This is a genomic window from Streptomyces humidus (genome assembly GCF_014649655.1).
GTDB lineage: Bacteria > Actinomycetota > Actinomycetes > Streptomycetales > Streptomycetaceae > Streptomyces > Streptomyces humidus.
The window spans coordinates 149,196-165,370 of sequence record NZ_BMTL01000011.1 but is presented as its reverse complement, the minus strand read 5'-3'; the positions used below and the strand labels follow the sequence as shown (position 1 = coordinate 165,370).

The window sequence follows — 16,175 nt, the reverse complement described above, 5'->3', positions numbered from 1 at the left end:
GCGGCGATAAGGCAGTCTTGTCCATGTGCCCGAACCAGAAACGAGTCGCCCTCAGCCCGCGGTCGCCCTCCACTCCCACCCCGCCACGCTGAAGCGGCTGGAGAAGTCCTCCGGAAGTCTCGCCGCCCAGGCCATCGCGCGGATGGACGAGACACTGCCGTGGTACCGGGCGATGCCCCCGGAGAACCGTTCCTGGATCGGACTGGTCGCCCAGGCGGGCATCGCGGCCTTCACCGAGTGGTTCCGGCGCCCGGACGCCCCGCAGGCCATCTCCACCGACGTGTTCGGCACGGCGCCGCGCGAGCTGACGCGGGCCATCACGCTGCGGCAGACCGTCGAGATGGTGCGGACGACCATCGAGGTCATGGAGTCCGCGATCGACGAGGTCGCCGCGCCCGGCGACGAGAACGTGCTGCGCGAGGCGCTCCTGGTGTACGCCCGGGAGATCGCCTTCGCCACCGCCCAGGTCTACGCCCAGGCCGCCGAGGCACGCGGCGCCTGGGACGCCCGGCTGGAGTCGCTCGTCGTAAACGCCGTGCTGAGCGGCGAGGCCGACGAGGGCGCCGTCAGCCGGGCCGCCGCACTGGGCTGGAACTCGCCGGAGCACGTGTGCGTGGTCCTGGGCACCGCCCCGGACGGCGACTCGGAGCTGACCGTGGAGGCCATCCGGCGTGCCTCGCGGCACTCCAAGCTCCAGGTGCTGACCGGGGTCCTCGGCACCCGGCTGGTGGTGATCGCCGGCGGCAGCGACAACCCGCTCGCCGTCGCCAAGTCGTTGATCGGGCCGTTCGCGTCCGGACCCGTCGTGGCCGGACCCGTCGTCCCCGACCTGCTGGCCGCGACCCGGTCCGCACAGGCCGCCGCGGCCGGTCTCAAGGCCTGTTCCGCCTGGCAGGACGCACCCCGGCCGGTGCTGGCGGACGATCTGCTGCCGGAGCGCGCCATCGCCGGAGATCCCGGTGCGCGCGAGCAGTTGGTGGAGGAGATCTACAGACCACTGGAGGAGGCGGGGTCCGCGCTCCTGGAGACGCTCTCCGTATACCTCGAACAGGCGTCCAGCCTCGAAGGGGCCGCCCGGATGCTCTTCGTCCACCCGAACACCGTGCGCTACCGGCTCCGACGTGTGACTGACGTCACCGGCTGGTCGCCTTCGGATGTACGCTCCGCGTTCACGCTCCGGATCGCGCTGATCCTGGGGCGTCTGGTCGACGGAGATCCTCAGACCTAGCCTTTTGTCGGGGCTCCACAAAACCCCCTGCCGTTCTTCGTCCCTGTCCCCACGGGCGGCTTCGGCCGTCCCCAAGAGAGAGTGTGAGAGTGCTCGTACTCGTCGCTCCCGGCCAGGGCGCCCAGACGCCCGGCTTCCTGACTCCCTGGCTCGAACTGCCCGGCGCCGCCGCCCGCGTCGCCGCGTGGTCGGACGCCGTCGGCCTGGATCTCGCCCACTACGGCACGCAGGCCGACGCGGACGAGATCCGCGACACCGCGGTGGCCCAGCCGCTGCTGGTCGCCGCCGGACTCCTGTCCGCCACGGCGCTCGGCGACGCGTCTCCCGCCGCGGTCGCGGGCCACAGCGTCGGCGAGTTCACCGCCGCCGTACTGGCCGGCGTCCTCGACGACACCGTCGCGCTGGGCCTCGTGCGCAAGCGCGGCCTGGCCATGGCCGAGGCCGCCGCCGTCACCGAGACCGGCATGTCCGCGCTGCTCGGCGGGGATCCCGAGGTCTCCCTGGCGCATCTGGAGAAGCTGGGGCTCACCCCGGCCAACATCAACGGCGCGGGCCAGATCGTCGCCGCGGGCACGCTGGATCAGCTCGCCGCGCTGGCCGAGGACAAGCCCGAGGGCGTCCGCAAAGTCGTCCCGCTGAAGGTCGCCGGCGCGTTCCACACCCGGCACATGGCGCCCGCCGTCGAGACCCTGGCCAAGGCGGCGGCGGAACTCGTCCCGGCCGACCCCACGGTCCGCTACGTCTCCAACAAGGACGGGCAGGCCGTCGCCACCGGGGCCGAGATCCTGGACCGGCTGGTCGGCCAGGTCGCCAACCCGGTCCGCTGGGACCTGTGCATGGAGACCTTCAGGGAGCTCGGCGTGACCGCGCTCGTCGAGGTCTCCCCCGGCGGCACCCTGGTCGGCCTCGCCAAGCGTGCCCTGCCCGGCGTGAAGACGCTGGCGCTGAAGACCCCCGACGACCTCGACGCCGCTCGCGAGCTCATCGCCGAGCACGGCGTCGCCTGAGGAGCCCTGATGGCGAAGATCCGGCCCAGCAAGGGCTCCCCGTACGCACGCATCCTCGGGGTCGGCGGCTACCGGCCCACCCGGGTCGTGCCCAACGAGGTCATCCTGGAGACGATCGACTCGTCCGACGAGTGGATCCGTTCCCGCTCCGGCATCGAGACCCGGCACTGGGCGAACGACGAGGAGACCGTCGCCGCCATGTCGGTCGAGGCGTCCGGCAAGGCGATCGCCGACGCCGGGATCACCGCCGCGCAGATCGGCGCGGTGGTCGTCTCGACCGTCTCGCACTTCAAGCAGACCCCGGCCGTGGCCACCGAGATCGCCGACAAGCTCGGCACGGACAAGGCCGCCGCCTTCGACATCTCGGCCGGCTGCGCGGGCTTCGGCTACGGCCTGACCCTCGCCAAGGGCATGATCGTCGAGGGTTCCGCGAAGTACGTGCTCGTCATCGGCGTCGAGCGGCTGTCCGACCTGACCGACCTGGAGGACCGCGCGACGGCCTTCCTGTTCGGCGACGGCGCGGGCGCGGTCGTGGTCGGCCCCTCCGAGGAGCCGGCGATCGGCCCGACGGTCTGGGGCTCCGAGGGCGACAAGTCGGAGACCATCAAGCAGACCGTGCCGTGGACGGAGTACGACAGCTCCGGCAAGTTCCCCGCGATCACGCAGGAGGGCCAGGCGGTCTTCCGCTGGGCCGTGTTCGAGATGGCGAAGGTCGCCAAGGAGGCGCTGGACGCCGCCGGCATCACCGCCGACGAACTCGACGTCTTCATCCCACACCAGGCCAACGAACGCATCATCGACTCGATGGTGAAGACCCTCAGGCTGCCGGAGTCCGTCACGGTCGCCCGTGACGTGCGCACCACCGGCAACACCTCGGCCGCCTCGATCCCGCTCGCGATGGAGCGGCTTCTGGCGACCGGTGAGGCGAAGAGCGGCGACACGGCGCTCGTCATCGGATTCGGGGCGGGTCTCGTCTACGCCGCGACTGTCGTTACCCTCCCCTAGGCACTCCGTGCCGGATCATCCGTTCCGGTGCGGGAAACACCCACTGCCACACCCTCTGGAATATCGAAGAAGGAGCGCCACATGGCCGCCACTCAGGAAGAGATCGTCGCCGGTCTCGCCGACATCGTGAACGAGATCGCCGGCATCCCGGTTGAGGACGTCCAGCTGGACAAGTCCTTCACCGACGACCTGGACGTCGACTCGCTGTCCATGGTCGAGGTCGTCGTCGCCGCCGAAGAGCGCTTCGACGTCAAGATCCCGGACGAGGACGTCAAGAACCTCAAGACGGTCGGCGACGCGACCGACTACATCCTCAAGAACCAGGGCTGATCGACCGGTCCCCTGGACCGCACTGCCCCGCCACCCGGCGGTGGCGCCGCTGAATCCTCGTAACGTTGGAGAAAGAATCCGTGATCCCGACCAATCGCACCGTGGTCGTCACCGGTATCGGCGCAACTACACCGCTGGGTGGCGACGCAGCCTCTACCTGGGAGGGTCTCGTCGCCGGCAAGTCCGGCGTCCGGGCCCTGGAAGAGGAGTGGGCGTCCGACCAGGCCGTCCGTATCGCGGCCCGTGTCGCCGTGGAGCCTCTTGAGGTCATCCCGCGGCCGCAGGCCCGCAAGCTGGACCGTTCGGCGCAGTTCGCGCTGATCGCGGCCCAGGAGGCCTGGAAGGACGCCGGCTTCTCCGGCAAGGCAGGCGAGGAGGGCAGCGAGGGCGACGTCGAGCCCGACCGCCTGGGCGCGGTCATCGCCTCCGGCATCGGCGGCGTGACCACCCTCCTCGACCAGTACGACGTGCTGAAGGACAAGGGCGTGCGCCGGGTCTCCCCGCACACCGTCCCCATGCTGATGCCCAACAGCCCCTCCGCCAACGTGGGCCTGCTGGTGGGCGCCCGCGCGGGTGTGCACACCCCGGTCTCGGCATGCGCGTCGGGCGCGGAGGCCATCGGCTACGCCATCGAGATGATCCGCACCGGCCGCGCCGACGTGGTCGTCGCCGGCGGCACGGAGGCGGCGATCCACCCGCTGCCCATCGCCGCGTTCGGCAACATGATGGCGATGTCCAAGAACAACGAGGACCCGCAGGGCGCGTCGCGTCCCTACGACGTGGCCCGCGACGGCTTCGTCATGGGCGAGGGCGCCGGCGTGATCGTCCTGGAGTCCGCCGAGCACGCCGCGCGGCGCGGCGCCCGGGTGTACGCGGAGGCGGTCGGCCAGGGCATCTCCTCCGACGCCCACGACATCGTGCAGCCGGAGCCCGAGGGCCGCGGCATCTCGCACGCCCTGCAGAACCTGCTGGACAGCACCGACCTGGAACCGGCCGAGATCGTGCACGTCAACGCGCACGCGACCTCGACGCCGGCCGGTGACATCGCGGAACTGAAGGCGCTGCGCAAGGTCTTCGGCGACGACACCGACCACATGGCGGTCTCGGCGACCAAGTCGATGACCGGCCATCTGCTGGGCGGCGCGGGCGGCGTCGAGTCCGTCGCGACGGTCCTCGCGCTGTACCACCGGATCGCTCCCCCGACCATCAACGTCGAGAACATCGACCCCGAGGCCGAGGCGAACGCGGACGTGGTCCGCGGCGAGGCGCGCAAGCTGCCCGTCGAGGGCCGTATCGCCGCCCTGAACGACTCGTTCGGGTTCGGCGGGCACAACGTGGTCCTGGCGTTCCGCACGGTCTGAGACCCGCCCGTACGCGCTCGCGCACACGGCTGAAGGGGCCCCGCCGGAAGGCGGGGCCCCTTCGTGCTTCCCGGTCCGCGAACCCGCTCGGAGCGGTCTCAGACCACCTGGTGCAGCCAGCGCACCGGGGCGCCCTCGCCCGCGTGGCGGAAGGTCTCCAGTTCGTCGTCCCACGGCTTGCCCAGGAGCCTGGAGATCTCGCCCTCCAGCTCCGTCTCGCCGCGGCGGCTGCGCAGCAGCGCGGCCCGCAGGCGGTCCTCCGGGATCAGGATGTCGCCGTGGATGCCGGTGACGGCGTGGAAGATGCCGAGTTCGGGGGTGCAGCTGTAGCGCTCGCCCTCCGCGGTCGCGCAGGGCTCGGCGGTGACCTCGAAGCGCAGCATCTGCCAGCCTCTCAGCGCCGACGCCAGCTTGGACGCGGTGCCGGGCTCGCCCCGCCAGGAGAACTCCGAGCGCCAGGTGCCGGGCGCGGCGGGCTGCCGGATCCAGTCGAGGCTGACGCGCGTGCCGAGCACCCCGGCGACGGCCCACTCGACGTGCGGGCACAGCGCGCGCGGCGCGGAGTGCACGTACAGAACTCCACGTGTCGTCACCGGGACCTCCGGGCAGAGCGGGACAGTCTTGCAGGCTGGCAGTGGCGGCATCGGCGGGCAGCCGCGCTGATGGCGAGGCTACCGTGCGGCGGCGCAAGGAGTGTGACGTACCGTCGGTCCTCGTGCCCTTAAACCTCCGCCATTCACCCGGCAGGACGCCTGTACGGGTGGGGGGCGTTCCCTCTTGTGGGTGTGATTCGCCCGGGAACTCCCGCGCGTTGTCCTAGGGGGGAGCGTTGTTCGAAGAGCGAGGGGAACACCAGCGGATGCGGAAGCGGAACCGGCACACGCGGGCCGTGCTCGCGGGCACGACGGCGGCCGTCCTGGGCCTGGCGGGCTGTGCCGCCCTCGGCGGCGGTGACGGCTCGGGGCCGTCGGGGACGGGGGCGCGCCATGCGAAGCCCTCCGCGTCGGCGGCTCCGCTGTGGGACGCCAGCCCGTCCTCGGTCGCGGCGGTGGGCGACTCCATCACGCGTGGCTTCGACGCCTGCGCGGTGCTCGCGGACTGCCCGGAGGTGTCCTGGGCGACCGGCGACAGCGCCGACGTGAAGAGTCTCGCGGTACGGCTGCTGGGGCCGGCCAAGGCGGCCACGCACAGCTGGAACCACGCGGCGACCGGCGCGCGGATGGCGGACGTCCCGGCCCAGATGACGCAGGCGGTCCGGGACAGGCCGCAGCTGGTGACGGTGATGGCGGGGGCGAACGACGCGTGCCGCGCGTCCACGGCGGCGATGACCCCGGTGGCCGACTTCCGCGCGCAGTTCGGGGACGCGCTGCGCACGCTGCGCCGGGCGCTGCCGAAGACGCAGGTGTACGTGTCGAGCGTGCCGAACCTGAAGCGGCTGTGGTCGCAGGGGCGGACGAACGCGCTGGGCAAGCAGGTCTGGAAGCTGGGGCTCTGCCCGTCGATGCTGGGCGACGCGGACGCGCTGGACCCGGCGGCGACCCTGCGCCGGGACACCGTGCAGAAGCGGGTGCAGGACTACAACGCGGCGCTGAAGGAGGTCTGCGCGAAGGACGTGCGGTGCCGGTTCGACGGCGGCGCGGTGTACGACTTCCGGTTCGGCACCGGCCAGCTGAGCCCCTGGGACTGGTTCCATCCCAGCAAGAACGGTCAGGCGCGGCTCGCGGAGCTGGCTTATCGAGGAGTCACCGGGAGGACCCCGTGACTTAGGGTTTCGCTCATGAGCGAACACTTCGGAACACTTTCCGACGGCACCCCCGTGCACCGCTGGACCCTGGAGCGGGCGGGCACGCGGGTGCGAGTTCTGTCGTACGGCGGGATCGTGCAGTCCGTCGAGGTCCCCGACCGGGACGGACACACGGCGGACGTGGTGCTCGGTTTCGCGGATCTGGACGGTTATCTCGCCCATCCGGAGCCCTATCTCGGCGCGCTGGTCGGGCGCTACGCGAACCGGATCGCGCACGCCCGCTTCCCGCTGGACGGGGTCACCTACGCGCTGGAGCCCAACGCCGGGCCCAACTCGCTGCACGGCGGGCCGGGCGGGTTCGACAAGCGGGTGTGGGAGGTGGAGCCGGTCGAGCACGGGCTGCGGCTCAGCCGGGTCGGCGCACACGGCGAGGAGGGCTTCCCGGGGCGGCTGGAGGTCTCGGCCACGTACACCCTGGACGCGTCGGGGGCGCTGCGGTTCGCCTACCGGGCCGTCACCGACGCGCCCACGGTGGTGAACCTGACCCATCACGGCTACTTCGCCCTGGGCGGGCCGGGCAGCGGCGGTGCGGCCGACCACGAACTGCGGCTGGCCGCCTCCCGGTACACGCCGGTGGACGCGGACCTGATCCCGACGGGCGAGCTCGCACAGGTGGCCGGCAGCCGATTCGACTTCCGTGCGGCCCGCAAGATCGGCGCCGGCTACGACCACAACTTCGTCCTCGACAAGGGCGTCACGGACGTGCCGGCCGAGGTCGCCGAGCTGCACGATCCCGCGTCCGGGCGGGTGCTGACGGTGTCGACGACCGAACCGGGGCTCCAGCTGTACACCGCCGACCATCTGGGCGAGCCGTTCGTGCCCGGCCAGGGCGTGGCGCTGGAGACCCAGCACTTCCCGGACTCGCCGAACCGGCCGGAGTTCCCGAGCACGGTGCTTCGACCGGGCGAGGTCTACCGGTCGGAGACGGTGTACGCCTTCTCGGTCCGCTAGAGATCCGCCGGGCTGCGGGCTGCGGGCTGCGGGCTGCGGGGAGATGTTGCCCCGACCCGGGGGTCAGGTCCCGGGCCGGGGCTGTTCACGGGGCGCCGGCGCGCCCCGTCGGGCGGCCGTGCCGGGTCAAACGGTAATCGTCGCGGTGATCCGGCGGTCGGCGATCGAGCGGCCCACCTGGATTTCGTACGAACCTTTCACAAAGGACCACCGGTGGTCCGTCTCGTCCCACACCTCGAAGGCGCGGTCGGGGAGGTCCACGGCGACCTCGGCGCTCTCCCCCGGTCCCGCCTCCACGGCCGCGAAGCCGGCCAGCCATCGGACGGGGCGCTCGGGCGCCGGCGCTGTGCCGGTGGGAGACAGGTAGACCTGGACGACCTCCCGGCCGGCCCGCTCGCCGCTGTTGCGGATCCGCACCCGGACCGTGGAACCCGTGACGTCGGCGGACTCGTACGTCCAGTCGGTGTACCCGAGGCCGTGGCCGAAGGGATAGGCCGGGGTGCGGTTCTCCTTCTCCCAGGCTCGGTAGCCGATGAAGACGCCCTCGCGGTAGGAGAGCGCGCCGTCGGTGGGGACGACCTCGGTGACGGGGGCGTCGGCGAGGGAGCCCCAGGTGGTGGGCAGGCGGCCGCCGGGCTCGTGGGCGCCCGTGAGGACGTCCGCCAGCGCCGCGCCGCCCTCCTGGCCGGGGAACCAGCTGAGCAGGACGGCCGCGACCTCCTCCCGCCAGGGCAGTTCCACCGGGGAGCCGGCGTTGACGACGACGACGGTGTTCGGGTTGGCGGCGGCGACCGCGCGCACGAGGTCGTCCTGGCGGCCGGGGAGGCGGAGGTCCTTGCGGTCGTAGCCCTCGGACTCCACGCGTTCGGTGGTGGCGACCACGACGACGGCCGTGTCGGCGGCCCGCGCCGCCTCGACCGCCTCGGCGATCAGCTCGTCGGGGTCGCGCACCGGCTCCTGGTGGCACAGCGCGAAGCTGACGGCCTTGAAGGGGACGCCCTCGGGAAGCGCGAAGACCTGGGTGAGGGAGACCTCGACCGGTTCGCCGGCGGTCAGCTCCACCCGGGCGCGGGGCTCGGGGGAGCCGAAGAACGCCTCGAAGGGGTCGCCGTCGGGGAGTCGGACGTCGTCGTAGTACGTCGTCCCGGCGACGGCGAGGGTGAACGCGCCGATGCCCTTGGTGCCGAAGGTGTGCCGGCCGCTCACCCGCGGGGTGAAGGTCCCGGTCAGCTCGACGGTGTGGAGGCCGGCGGGGGGCTCCCCGCTCGAGCGGGGCGCGGCGTCGGGGAGGGTGACGCCCTCGGGGAGGTCCGAGCCCATCCACTGGATCTGGCCGTTCGGCGCGGAGCGGGTGCCGATGACGTTGCCGGCGGCGTCGCGGCAGACCGCCCGGAGCACGAAACCCTTCTCGGCGACGGAGAGTTCGGTGGCGGGGTCGGCGCCGACGGCGTAGTGCAGAGCGCCCTCGGGGAGGGCGGCGGTCAGGCCGTCGAGCGGGGAGACGGTGTGGGCGGGGAAGACCGTCGCGGAGCCGCCGCCGAGGATGCGGGCGTCGCGGGCGGCCGCGCCGCTGAGGGCGACCGCGCCCGGCCGGAGCGGCAGCGCGTCGCCCTCGTTGCGGAGCAGGACGAAGGAGCGGCGGGCCAGTTCGCGGGCCAGGGCCTCGCCGTCGACCGGGGCGGGCGGCTCGGTGACGGCCGGTTCGACGCCCGCGAGGACGCCGACGCGGGCGGCCAGGCGCAGGACGCGGCGGACCGCCTCGTCGACCTCGGACTCGGCGAGGCGTTCCTCGCGCACCGCGGCGGCGAGGGCCTCGCCGTAGACGGTCTGCGGGCCGGGCATGGCCACGTCGAGACCGCCCCGGAGGGCGCCGACGGTGTCGCGGGCGGCCGTCCAGTCGGAGACGTTGAAGCCGTCGAAGCCCCACTCGCCGCGCAGGACCTCGTTCACGAGCTGGTGGTGCTCGGTCATCGTCGTGCCGTTGACCGTGTTGTAGGCGGTCATGACGCCCCAGGGGCGCGCCTCGGCGACGATGGCCTCGAAGGGTGCCAGGTACAGCTCGCGCAGGGCGCGTTCGCCGACCAGGTTGTCCACGGTGAAGCGGTCGGTCTCGGCGTCGTTGGCCACGAAGTGCTTGACGGTGGTGCCGACGCCGCCGGACTGGACGCCGTTCACATAGGCCGCGCCGATCACGCCCGTCAGGTACGGGTCCTCGCTGTAGGCCTCGAAGTGCCGTCCGCCGAGGGGCGACCGGTGCAGGTTGACCGTGGGGGCGAGCAGCACGTGGACGCCCTTGCGCCGGGCCTCCTGGGCCAGGAGCGCACCGGCGCGGCGGGCGAGGCCGGGGTCCCAGGCGGCGGCGAGCGCGGTCGGCGAGGGCAGTGCGACGGAGGGGTCGTCGGCCGTCCAGCGCACGCCGCGCACGCCGACCGGGCCGTCGGACATCACGAGCGACCGCAGGCCGATCTCCGGCAACGCGGGCAGCGACCAGGCGTCCTGACCGGCCAGCAGCCGGGTCTTGGCGTCCAGGCCGAGCCTGGCGAGGGCCCGCTCGACGGCCCGCTCGACGGCGGTCCCGGTCGCCGTGATCGTCCCGGTCGCCGTGGTCGTCCCGGTCGCCGTGGTCGTCCCGGTCGCCGTGGTCGTCCCGGTCCCTGTCGAGGCCTCCGTCCCGGCCGCCGTCTCCGTTCCGGTCGCCGTGGTCGTCCCGGTCCCTGTCGAGGCCTCCGTCCCGGCCGCCGTCTCCGTTCCGGTCGCCGTCTGCGTTGCCGCCTCGGTTCCCGCCATGCGGTGCCTCCTCGTCGAGCGTCTGCACGTACCGTGCCTCCATCGTGCACGGCCACCTGTTGAACGGTAGGTTTCGTTACCCTGTCGTTATACCCAGAGGGGGGTATGGCGTACCGTGACGGCATGACTGCCAGGGCCAGAACCGAGGAGCGGCGGGCCGAGATCGTGCGGGCGGCCCTGGCGGTGATCGCCGAGCGCGGCTACCGCGGGGCGAGCATGGCGGCGGTGGCCGAGCGGGTCGGCCTGACCCAGCAGGGGCTGCTGCACCACTTCCCGACGAAGGACGCGCTGCTGGTGGCGGTGCTCCGGGAACGCGACCAGTGGGACGCCCTGCCCGACACCCGGTGGCGCGTCGACCTGCTGGCCTCGCTCGTCGAGTACAACGCGATGCGGCCCGGCGTCGTCCAGACGTTCTCGGCGCTGCTCGGCGAGAGCGTCACGGAGGGGCACCCCGCCCGGGAGTACTTCACCGAGCGGTACACACGGGTGCGGGCGAGCATGGCGGCCGCGCTGCGCGCCGAGTACGGCGACCGGCTGCCCAACGGCCTCACTCCGGAACGCACGGCCCCGCTGCTGGTCGCGGTGATGGACGGACTGCAGTACCAGTGGCTGCTCGACCCCGAGTCGGTGGACATGCCCGGGGCGTTCCGGGACTTCCTGCGGCTGCTGGGCGAACCGGCCGGCTGAGGGTCACTGGCGCCACCTGAGCGCCAGCCCCTTGCTCACCGCGCACACGAGCGCGAAGGCGAGCGCCCAGCCGTGCGCACCGGCCGCGTACAGCGCGCAGACTCCCGCCCCGAACCAGGCCAGTTCGAAGCCGGCCCGGCCCGCGCCCCGCGTCCTGAACCGGGCGCGCGGCGAGCCGAACAGCGCCCAGGCCGCGATCAGCACGGCCGGGGCTGCCGGTCCGAACAGCCAGGGCCACGAGGTCGACGCGCCCCACCAGGCGGCCGCGGCGACGGCGACCAGCTCGATCAGGAAGAGAACGCCCAGGTTGGCTGCCTTCATACGCGGCAGTATCGCCCTGCTGCCGGCAGCGCGGCCACCCGGTCGGCCGGCGCTGCACGACAGCCTGCCGGACGGCCATGTGCACACACAGGTAAGGCAGTTCACGGCCGTCGACGCGGGCCCGGCGACCGGCAGGGCGACCGGTCCGCGGTCCGTGCGCGACCGGCCGGGCGTCGTCGCCCGGGTGCGGGCGATCCCGACGTCCTGACGGCGGCGCCGGGGGCGACGGAGCGGGCGCGGTGCCGACGCCGGTCCGCGAGGACCGGGCCCGCGGCCCCGTCGAGCCCTTCCCGTCTGCCCGCCGCCGGCCGCGGACCTCCGGCATCCGGCCTCCGGCCTCCGTCAGGAGACTGCGTTCTTCTCCTGCGCCTCCTCGGCCGCGTCGCCCTCGGAGATCTCCTCGCCGAGGAGCTCACGGGCCAGCAGGGTGGCGCCCGCGACTGCGCCGGGCATCAGGAACACCGCGACGAAGGGCACCAGGAAGGCCAGGCCCAGGGGGGTGCCGAAGCCCCACACCAGCAACCGGCGGCCGCGCAGCAGGGCGAGCCGGGCGCGCAGGTCGACGTCGCGGCGCTGGAGGGCGACGGCGACGAGCTCCTCGGTGAGGAAGAAGCCGGTGACGAAGAAGCCGATCACCGGGACGACCGTCTGGCCGACGACCGGGATGAACCCGAGGGCGAACAGCAGCACCGCCCAGACCAGGGCGCGCAGGAGGACGCGCAGGCTGTCGCGGGCGGAGACCCACAACTCGCGCCAGAGCGGCAGCCCCGACTCGGGGGCCGTGCCGTCGGGCGAGACGTCCCGGTCGACCTTCTCGGAGAGGTTCTCGTAGAAGGGCTGCCCGATGAGCAGGGTGACCGCGGTGAAGGTGAGCACGGCGAGCAGGAGGCCGAGGGCGAACAGCACGGCGGTGAGGAAGCCGCGGAAGAGGCCGAGCCAGGGGCTCGACCAGTCGTCGGCGAACGGCGTCGCCCATCCCACGAAGTCCTCGCCCCACACCGCGAGCGCCACCAGGGCCGCCGCGTAGAGGACGAACGTGAGCAGCCCGGGAACGAGCCCGAACCCGTACTGCCTGCCGTGCCGGGCCACCCATCGCTGGCCCTTCAGGAGGTACTTGAACCCCACCCCGAGATCGCGCATGGCCGAACTCTATCGGTCGTGCACACTTCACGGCCGCCGCCCCGTGCGGGCCCCGCCACCGCCACGACCGCCACAGCCACAGCCGCAGTCGCAGTCGCAGTCGCAGTCGCAGTCGCAGTCGGCGGCCCCGTAGGCCATCCGGGGCATCGATGACACCGACGCGCTCTTCTCGCAGTTGAGTCGAACAGGCACACCTCGCCGTACCGATCTCCGGAAGCAACGATCCAGACAAGTCCAGGAGGCAGACGTGCGCACATCGGGCGCCTGCCCGGCCCGACCTGTTCTGATCACCGCCCGCGCCGCCGCCGGTCGTACACCCGCGCACGACCGGCGGCGCGGATCGCGGTTTCGTCCACACGCCGGGGCCCCGGCGCAGATCGGTCAGGCGTTGATCACCATGGCACACGCAGGCAGCGGGCTGGTTGAGGAGAGCGGATGACTCGTTCGGCTCGGACGACGCAGGAGATCCACGGCACGGTCGCCGATGGATACGAGGCGGTAAGGGAGGAGTTCGCCGCGTTCGCGGCGGAGGAACAGCCCGACTACGAGGGCCAGTTGTGCGCTTATGTGCACGGCAGGCGGGTCGTCGACCTGTGGGCGCCCGGCGAAGGCGCCGGCCCCGACTCCCTCTACGGCGTGTACTCCTCGACCAAGGGCGCCGCACATCTCGTGGTCGCGCTCCTCGTCCAGGAGGGCACGCTGGAACTGGACCGCAAGGTGACCTACTACTGGCCGGAGTTCGCCGCCGAGGGCAAGGGCGCGCTGACCCTGCGGGAGCTGCTGGCCCACCGGGCCGGCGTGGTCGGCACGGACGGCGGGTTCTCTCCGCAGGAGCTGGCCGACGACCGGCAGCTCGCCGAACGCCTCGCCGACCAACGGCCGTTCTGGCGGCCGGGCAGCGCGTTCGGCTACCACGCGCTGGTGATCGGGGCGCTCACCGGTGAGGTGGTACGGCGGGCCACGGGCCGCACGCTCCAGGAGGTCTACGAGGAGCGGGTGCGGCTCCCCTGCGGGCTGGACTTCTTCCTGGGGCTGCCGGCGCCGCACGAGCCGCGCTTCCGCACCGCGCAGCGGATGGCCCCGACGGCCGAGCAGCGGGCGCTGCTGGACTCCCTGCCGGGCGGGCCGCACACCCTGGCCGCCGTGGCCTTCAACCGCCACACCGCCGAGCCGACCGACCTGGAACTCCTGCCGAACGACCCGCTGATCCGGGCCAAGGGACCGGCCTCCGTGGGCGGGGTCGCCTCGGCCCGCGGGCTGGCCGGGCTGTACGCGGCGGCGATCAGCGAGACCGACGGGAAGGCGCCGCTGCTGAAGGAGGACACGGCCGCGGAGTTCGGGCAACTGCACTCGGTGGGCTACGACGTGGTGGCACGGTCGCACCGGTCGTACGGACTGGGCTTCCAGGCCACCGCGGACACCTGGCACCCGTTCCTGGGCGCCGGGGCGTTCGGGCACAGCGGGGCGGGCGGCTGCCAGGCCTTCGCCGACCCGCGCAGCGGGCTGGCCTACGGCTACACGCGGCGCCGTTGCGCCTTCCCGGGCGGGGCGGCCCCGGAGAACGACCGACTGGCGGGGGCCGTGCACCGCGCGGCGCTGGCCGCCGGCTGACGGACGGCGAAGGCCGCACCTATGGAAACCGTCGGCGGGACGTTTCCGGGTGCGGCCTTCGGCGAGGTCCGGCGGTCAGAGCTTGACGATCATCTTTCCGGTGTTGTCGCCGCGCAGGACCCCGAGGAACGCCTCCAGGTTGTTCTCGATGCCCTCGACGACCGTCTCGCGGTACTTGAGCTCACCGGAGCGCACCCAGGCGCCGACCTCCTGGACGAACTGCGGCTGAAGGTCGTAGTGGTCGCCGACCAGGAGACCCTCGATGCGGCCGCGGGTCTGGATGATGCGGGCGAGGTTCTTCGGACCGGGGGCGGGCTCGGTGTTGTTGTAAACCGAGATCATGCCGCAGACCGCGATCCGGCCCTTCATGTTGAGAGAGCCGATCGCGGCCTCCAGGTGGTCGCCGCCGACGTTGTCGAAGTAGACGTCGATGCCGTCGGGGGCCGCCGCGCGCAGCTGCTCGGCCACGGGGCCGTTCTTGTAGTTGAAGGCCGCGTCGAAGCCGTACTCCTCGACGAGGAGCTTGACCTTGTCGTCGGAGCCGGCCGAGCCGATGACCCGGGAGGCGCCCTTGAGCCTGGCGATCTGGCCGACCTGGCTGCCGACGGCGCCGGCCGCGCCCGACACGAAGACGGAGTCGCCCTCCTTGAAGGCGGCCGTGCGCAGGAGACCCGCGTAGGCGGTGAGGCCGGTCATGCCGAGGACGCCGAGATAGGTGGAGAGCGGCGCGGCCTCGGGGTCCACCTTGACGGCCTGCCCCGCGTCGAAGGTGGCGTACTCGCGCCAGCCGCCGAAGTGCAGGACGTGGTCGCCGGCCGAGATTCCCTCGGCCTCGGACGCGACGACCTCGCCGACCGCTCCGCCCTGCATGGCCTTGCCCAGCTCGAAGGGGGCGACGTAGGACTTGGCGCTGCTCATGCGGCCCCGCATGTAGGGGTCGACGGAGACGTACGCGTTGCGCACCAGCACCTCACCCGGGCCCGGGCGGCGGATCTCCGCCTCGGCGAGCTCGAAGTCCTCGGGCTTCGGCCAGCCGACGGGGCGGCTGAGCAGACGCCATTCGCGGCTGGTGGTGGGGAGGGCCGAGTCAGTCATGGGAGGGGCTGCCTTTCACACGCTCGAAATGCTTCACTACCTGAAACAACCATGCGCCTGGATATTTCAGTATGTCAAGTAAACGGGTACCCTGGATCCATGCCCACCTCACATCCGATCCCGCGCGCGGCCTCACGGCCGACCGGTCCGACCACGCTCCCCGACGCCCTGACCCTCGAGGTCGTCGAGCTGATCGGCGAGGTCGTGGCCCGTTTCTACGAGGATTACGAGGACGCCGCCGCCGGCCACTCGCTCACCGGCGCGCAGGCCCGGCTGCTGAGCCTGCTCTCGCTGGAGCCGCTGCCGATGCGCAGGCTGGCGCAGAAGCTGAAGTGCGAGCCGTCGAACGTGACGGGCATCGTCGACCGGCTGGAGTCGCGCGGCCTGGTGGAGCGGCGCCCCGACCCGGCCGACCGTCGGGTGAAGCTGGCGGCGGCCACGGACGAGGGTCGGCAGATCGCCCGAGGGCTGCGCGAGTCGCTGCGGTTCGCCCGCGAGCCGCTGGCGGGGCTGGCCGAGGAGGAGCGACTGGCGCTGCGGGGACTGCTGCACCGCATGCTCACGACCGACGGCGACCGGACCTGACCGGACGGGCCTGACCGCCCGGACTGACCGGACGGGTGGGGCGCGTCCGAGTCGGGCGTCGCGGGTCGGGCGTGGCGCTCAGGCGGCCGAAACCTGCTGTCGGCTTCCGTGGCCGGCGCCGTGCGCCCGGCGGACGGGTCCGCCCGCGGCGAAGGCCGCGACGGCGACGGCGCGTACCCGGAGCGGGCCACCGGGCACCGCCCACCGGACGCGGACGCGGGCGCGGCCGCCGAGGCCAGGACGAGAATCCCGGCGAGGGCGGC

16 protein-coding genes are annotated in these 16,175 nt (G+C 72.8%); 11 read left to right on the top strand and 5 right to left on the bottom strand.

All coding sequences use genetic code 11. The annotated features are described in order from the left end of the window. The first annotated feature begins 25 nt into the window (after positions 1-25). The 5 genes from fasR (at position 26) to IE239_RS15285 (ending at position 4,931) form a co-directional block, all read left to right on the top strand. Entirely contained in the window at positions 26-1,228 is a 1,203-nt protein-coding gene (gene fasR / locus IE239_RS15305) for a fatty acid biosynthesis transcriptional regulator FasR (protein ID WP_190149854.1), read from the top strand. Between the two features lie 89 nt (positions 1,229-1,317). After that, positions 1,318-2,235, top strand: a complete 918-nt coding sequence (locus IE239_RS15300; protein ID WP_190149853.1) for an ACP S-malonyltransferase — start codon at positions 1,318-1,320, stop codon at positions 2,233-2,235. 9 nt (positions 2,236-2,244) lie between these two features. Next, on the top strand, positions 2,245-3,240 hold the full coding sequence (locus tag IE239_RS15295) for a ketoacyl-ACP synthase III (protein ID WP_190149852.1): 996 nt from the start codon (positions 2,245-2,247) through the stop codon (positions 3,238-3,240). A gap of 81 nt (positions 3,241-3,321) precedes the next feature. Then, on the top strand, positions 3,322-3,570 hold the full coding sequence (locus IE239_RS15290; RefSeq protein ID WP_019067091.1) for an acyl carrier protein: 249 nt from the start codon (positions 3,322-3,324) through the stop codon (positions 3,568-3,570). An 80-nt stretch (positions 3,571-3,650) separates the two neighbouring features. Continuing rightward, positions 3,651-4,931 carry a beta-ketoacyl-[acyl-carrier-protein] synthase family protein gene (locus tag IE239_RS15285; protein ID WP_190149851.1) on the top strand — a complete coding sequence of 427 codons (1,281 nt, stop codon included), beginning with the start codon at positions 3,651-3,653 and terminating at the stop codon, positions 4,929-4,931. A 98-nt stretch (positions 4,932-5,029) separates the two neighbouring features. Here IE239_RS15285 and IE239_RS15280 read toward each other — a convergent pair whose 3' ends face one another. Beyond that, the gene (locus tag IE239_RS15280; RefSeq protein WP_190149850.1) at positions 5,030-5,524 is read right to left on the bottom strand and encodes a DUF3145 domain-containing protein; all 495 of its coding nucleotides are present in this window, start codon (positions 5,522-5,524) and stop codon (positions 5,030-5,032) included. Positions 5,525-5,790: 266 nt separating this feature from the next. Here IE239_RS15280 and IE239_RS15275 point away from each other — a divergent pair, with 266 nt between their 5' ends. Together IE239_RS15275 and IE239_RS15270 are read left to right on the top strand one after the other, a co-directional pair. Next, positions 5,791-6,693 carry an SGNH/GDSL hydrolase family protein gene (locus IE239_RS15275; protein WP_190149849.1) on the top strand — a complete coding sequence of 301 codons (903 nt, stop codon included), beginning with the start codon at positions 5,791-5,793 and terminating at the stop codon, positions 6,691-6,693. A gap of 15 nt (positions 6,694-6,708) precedes the next feature. Further along, positions 6,709-7,686, top strand: a complete 978-nt coding sequence (locus tag IE239_RS15270; RefSeq protein ID WP_190149848.1) for an aldose epimerase family protein — start codon at positions 6,709-6,711, stop codon at positions 7,684-7,686. 126 nt (positions 7,687-7,812) lie between these two features. Here the strand turns inward: IE239_RS15270 and IE239_RS15265 are convergent, their stop codons facing one another. Next, positions 7,813-10,473, bottom strand: coding sequence for a beta-glucosidase (locus IE239_RS15265; protein ID WP_229878101.1), 2,661 nt, complete (start codon positions 10,471-10,473; stop codon positions 7,813-7,815). 105 nt (positions 10,474-10,578) lie between these two features. Between IE239_RS15265 and IE239_RS15260 the strand changes: the two genes are divergently transcribed. Then, complete coding sequence (locus IE239_RS15260) at positions 10,579-11,160, top strand: TetR/AcrR family transcriptional regulator (protein ID WP_190149847.1); 582 nt, start codon at positions 10,579-10,581, stop codon at positions 11,158-11,160. A 3-nt stretch (positions 11,161-11,163) separates the two neighbouring features. Here IE239_RS15260 and IE239_RS15255 read toward each other — a convergent pair whose 3' ends face one another. Beyond that, positions 11,164-11,481 carry a YrdB family protein gene (locus tag IE239_RS15255; RefSeq protein ID WP_190149846.1) on the bottom strand — a complete coding sequence of 106 codons (318 nt, stop codon included), beginning with the start codon at positions 11,479-11,481 and terminating at the stop codon, positions 11,164-11,166. On the opposite strand from IE239_RS15255, the gene IE239_RS15250 reads away from it, so the two are divergent. Next, positions 11,468-11,689: a hypothetical protein gene (locus IE239_RS15250; protein ID WP_190149845.1), complete on the top strand. Its 222-nt coding sequence runs from the start codon at positions 11,468-11,470 to the stop codon at positions 11,687-11,689. The genes IE239_RS15255 and IE239_RS15250 overlap by 14 nt on opposite strands. A gap of 134 nt (positions 11,690-11,823) precedes the next feature. Here the strand turns inward: IE239_RS15250 and IE239_RS15245 are convergent, their stop codons facing one another. Then, a complete protein-coding gene (locus IE239_RS15245) occupies positions 11,824-12,621 on the bottom strand; it encodes an EI24 domain-containing protein (RefSeq protein ID WP_190149844.1) in 798 nt (265 codons plus the stop codon). A 435-nt stretch (positions 12,622-13,056) separates the two neighbouring features. Here IE239_RS15245 and IE239_RS15240 point away from each other — a divergent pair, with 435 nt between their 5' ends. Next, positions 13,057-14,232 (top strand): serine hydrolase domain-containing protein, encoded by a 1,176-nt coding sequence (locus IE239_RS15240; RefSeq protein WP_190149843.1) that lies wholly within the window; start codon positions 13,057-13,059, stop codon positions 14,230-14,232. Between the two features lie 75 nt (positions 14,233-14,307). On the opposite strand, the gene IE239_RS15235 is transcribed toward IE239_RS15240, so the two are convergent. After that, positions 14,308-15,327, bottom strand: a complete 1,020-nt coding sequence (locus tag IE239_RS15235; RefSeq protein WP_190149842.1) for an NADP-dependent oxidoreductase — start codon at positions 15,325-15,327, stop codon at positions 14,308-14,310. A gap of 99 nt (positions 15,328-15,426) precedes the next feature. On the opposite strand from IE239_RS15235, the gene IE239_RS15230 reads away from it, so the two are divergent. Continuing rightward, positions 15,427-15,912 carry a MarR family winged helix-turn-helix transcriptional regulator gene (locus IE239_RS15230; RefSeq protein WP_190149841.1) on the top strand — a complete coding sequence of 162 codons (486 nt, stop codon included), beginning with the start codon at positions 15,427-15,429 and terminating at the stop codon, positions 15,910-15,912. Positions 15,913-16,175: the final 263 nt, after the last annotated feature.